We start from the raw sequence: 3,695 nt of genomic DNA on the forward strand, positions 1-3,695 counted from the left end.
GAGAACTGCAGCTTGACGTCGGACAGGCCGTACAGCGAGATGGTGCGGATCGTGCGCAGGTTCTTGATGCCGGCGACCTGGGTCTCGATCGGGATCGTGATGTAGCGCTCGATCTCTTCCGACGACAGGCCGGGGCTCTGCGTCACGATGTCGACCATCGGCGGCGTCGGATCGGGATAGGCCTCGATGTTGAGCTGCTTGAAGGCGAGCACGCCGCCGATCAGCACGGCGACGAACATGCCGACCATCAGATAACGGCGGCTGACAGCGAGGGCAACCAGGCGATCCATTCAGATCGAAGCTTTCAATGAGGGGTCAGCTGCCGGACGCGGCACGGTCGATGAAGAGCGCACCCTTGGTGACGATCTGCTCGCCGGGCTTCAGATTGCCGACCACCTCGACGAGATCGCCATTGGTGAGGCCGGGCGTGATCTGACGCAGTTCGATCGACTTGTCGGGATGCGCGACCCAGATCCGGACCTGATCGCCTTCATAGATCAGCGCCTGCTTCGGCACGCCCACCGCCGGGCGGTCGCTCGCCGAATAGATCGTGACGTTGGCGAACATCTCGGGTTTCAGCGTGCCGTTCTTGTTGTCGATGGTGGCGCGCACCATTAGCCGGCGCGTTGCGGGATCAATGGCAGTGGAGACGTAGTTGATCCGCGCCGTCAGCAAGCGGCCGGGCAGCGCCAGCACGCTGAAGGTTACATCCTGCCCGATCGCGACATTGGCGCAGTCGCTTTCGCGGACGAAGGCGGTCAGCCAGACGGTCGAGAGGTCGCCGATCACGAAGACCGGGTCGCTGGCGCCGGCGTTGACGTACTGGCCGGGACCGATCTTGCGCTGGACCACGGTGCCTGCGATCGGCGCGAAGATGGTGATTTCAGGATTGATGCGGCCCTTCTCCTGGAAGGTCGCGATGTCCTCATCGGTAAGGCCGAGCAGGCGCAATTTGTTGCGCGCCGCCTGCAGCGCCGTTTCCGAGGAGCGCATGTCGTTTTGCGCCTGGATCAGGGTCGCCTGGCTCTGCTGATAATCCTTGAGCGGAACGGCCTTGCCTTCGTACAGATCCTTGGCGCGCTGTCCCTGCAACTGCGCCAGCTCGAGCGCGGACTTCGCCTTGTTCATGGCGGTCATCGCCGCGATGTAGTCGTTCTGCGCCTGAACGTTGTCGGCAGCCTCGATCACGAACAGCGGCTGGCCCTTGACGACGCTGTCGCCCGGCCTGGCGAGCAGTCTGGTGACGCGGCCGGCATAGGGCGAGAACACCGGCGTCGAGCGATCCTCGTCGATCGCGATCTTGCCTTCGGTGACGTGCTCGGCGCGGAAGCCGCGTTCGGTGACGGGCTGAATGGTCAGGCTGGCCCATTCGGTCGGGCTTGGGGTGTAGCGCTGCAGTCCCTTGCGCGACTGGCTCGAGACTTCGGAATGGCCGCCCTTGGTGCCATTGGCCTTCGTGAAACCGTAAAAGCCCGCGCCGGCAAGCGCGACCAGCGCCAGGGCCATAGCCCAACGCTTCCGTCCAAGCGGCTGCTTTTGCTTTGTATTTTCGTTCCGCATGCCGGCCCGAGCCACCTAGCGACGTTTTGCCTCACCGATCCGCTAATAGTGCCCAAATGGCGATTTAAACAACCTAAAAATCGAAAATCGCCATGGCGGTGAGGTTAAAGTTTGGAGAAGTCCAGATGAACGGCGGATGACTGGCGCGTCAGCGGGACGGCCATTGCGGTGGATGGCTGCCGAGCGGCATCGCGGGACGGGCCCAAAATGCCGGCGTTTTTGACAAAACCGCGGAATGCCGGACCGACCGCAGTGCACCAAAACCTGAATCGACCTGTTCCATGAAGGGCATTACCGCCTCCCCCGTAATATCCCGGGTATCCAGCCCACCGGCGACCCGCCCGAGATTCCAGAGCCAGCGTCCGGTCTGCGCCAGCGACACCTGGACATGCCAGCTTCCGCCTTCGCGCGCCTGACGCGCCTTCGCCATCATGGCGCCGAACGCCATGAAGTAGCCGGTGGCGTGATCGAGCATCTGGGCCGGCAATTCCTTCGGCCCGTCGATGCCGGCGGCCTTGCCCTCGGCATGGTTGAATCCGGTCGTCGTCTGCACCAAGGAGTCGAAGCCGCGCCGTTCCGCCCACGGTCCGGCGTGGCCGTAAGCCGATAACGTGACGTAAACGATACCGGGATTGATGCGCGCGGCATCTTCCGGCGCGAAGCCGAGGGCCGCGAGCGCACGCGGCCGATAGCCCTGCGAAAAAATATCCGCTTCCGCCAGCAGGCCGAGCAAGATCGCCCGTCCTTCCTCGCTCCCGAGTTCGACGAAGCTCGTCAGCTTGCCGCGACCGGTATCGATGGTGAGCCACGGGATCGCCGGCAGTTTTGGGCCCGAGATCAGCAGCACGTCGGCGCCGTGCGCGGCGAGCGTGCGCCCCGCCACCGGCCCCGCGATCACCCGCGACAGATCGAGCACGCGGATGCCGGCGAGCGGCCGGTCACCCGCCAGCCACGGCTTTGGCGCGGCCTCGCCGATCTTCGTGATCGAGATCAGCGGCAGCCCGGCCAATGCCTTTGCATGCGGCGTTGCCGACCATTCGTCATGCGAGCGCATGAAGGCGACCACACCGCCGTCCGCATAGGCCGCGGTCTCGAACGCTGCGCCCTGCCACTGCAACAGCGCGGCCTGAACCGCCTCGCGCTCCGGCGGGCAGTTCAGCACGCGGCAGACGGCGTCGCGGTGGTGAGGAAAATTGGTGTGCAGCCGCACGAAGCCGTCGCTGACCTCATAGACACCGGCGATCGCGTCCCAGGCCGGCGGCGGCGGCTTGTCGTCGACCCTCAGATAGCGCTCGCTTCGGCATTCGATCGCGGCATGGCGCATATCGACCGCGACCTGCTGCGCCTGCCCCGTTCGCATTTTCCAGATCCCGGCCGCGGCGAGCCCGCTTGCCGCGATGCTGACCTGCGCGGCAGCCGCAACCCGAAACGAGGACGGCAGTTGCGGCTCTGCGCCGGTCAGCGTGAGCGCGTCGAGCGCGCGTTCCTCGCCGCCGACGGAGGTCCAGATCCCGGCCAGGATTTCGCGGGGGCTTTGCATCGGCGTGTCGCTTCCCTAACGTTTCTTTCAACATCTGATCGAGCGTAGCCCGGATGCAGCGCGAGCGAAATCCGGGGCACTTTTGCCAGACTTTGTTTTCCCGGATTGCGCTTCGCTCCATCCGGGCTACGCCCCCGCCCCCACGGAAGGAGTTGCAATGGCTGCCATCGATCCACTGACGGCGGGAGCCGTTTTGCTTGCGACCGCCGCTACCGACGCGGTCTATGTCATGTTCACCTCGGCGGTGGTGGCGCGCAAGCGCGTGCCGGCGGCGACCTGGAGCAGCATCTGGTACATGCTGTCCTCCTTTGCGGTCATCAGCTACACCGAGAACTGGATCTATGTGGCCTTTGCAGCCATCGGCTCGTGGGTCGGCGCGTACGCCACCATCACCTTCCTGCACCGCCCACCCGGCGGCCCGCCGGTCGGGGCGGCGCCGGAGTAGCTGATCGAAGCGCGTCCGCGTAGGCAATATTATGCGGTATACTGCAGCCTATACCCGTCATTGCGAGCGCATCGAAGCAATCCATCGATCCCCGGGTTGAGGTATGGATTGCTCACATGGGGAATGTGTGTGTCAAGGATGGGCAGCCAC

At 64.7% G+C, this 3,695-nt stretch carries 4 protein-coding genes; 1 reads left to right on the plus strand and 3 read right to left on the minus strand.

Annotated elements, in window-relative coordinates; all coding sequences use genetic code 11:
* The 3 genes from V7E26_RS29615 to V7E26_RS29625 form a co-directional block, all read right to left on the minus strand.
* A partial coding sequence (locus tag V7E26_RS29615) for an efflux RND transporter permease subunit (protein ID WP_324422931.1) occupies positions 1-290 on the minus strand: 290 nt, incomplete at its 3' end.
* Between the two features lie 25 nt (positions 291-315).
* The gene (locus V7E26_RS29620) at positions 316-1,560 is read right to left on the minus strand and encodes an efflux RND transporter periplasmic adaptor subunit (RefSeq protein ID WP_324422932.1); all 1,245 of its coding nucleotides are present in this window, start codon (positions 1,558-1,560) and stop codon (positions 316-318) included.
* A 148-nt stretch (positions 1,561-1,708) separates the two neighbouring features.
* Positions 1,709-3,100 (minus strand): CoA transferase, encoded by a 1,392-nt coding sequence (locus tag V7E26_RS29625; RefSeq protein WP_324422933.1) that lies wholly within the window; start codon positions 3,098-3,100, stop codon positions 1,709-1,711.
* A 157-nt stretch (positions 3,101-3,257) separates the two neighbouring features.
* Here V7E26_RS29625 and V7E26_RS29630 point away from each other — a divergent pair, with 157 nt between their 5' ends.
* Positions 3,258-3,545 (plus strand): hypothetical protein, encoded by a 288-nt coding sequence (locus tag V7E26_RS29630; protein WP_324422934.1) that lies wholly within the window; start codon positions 3,258-3,260, stop codon positions 3,543-3,545.
* Positions 3,546-3,695 lie beyond the last annotated feature (150 nt).

Origin of the sequence: Bradyrhizobium sp. (genome assembly GCF_036735945.1) — a bacterium.
GTDB lineage: Bacteria > Pseudomonadota > Alphaproteobacteria > Rhizobiales > Xanthobacteraceae > Bradyrhizobium.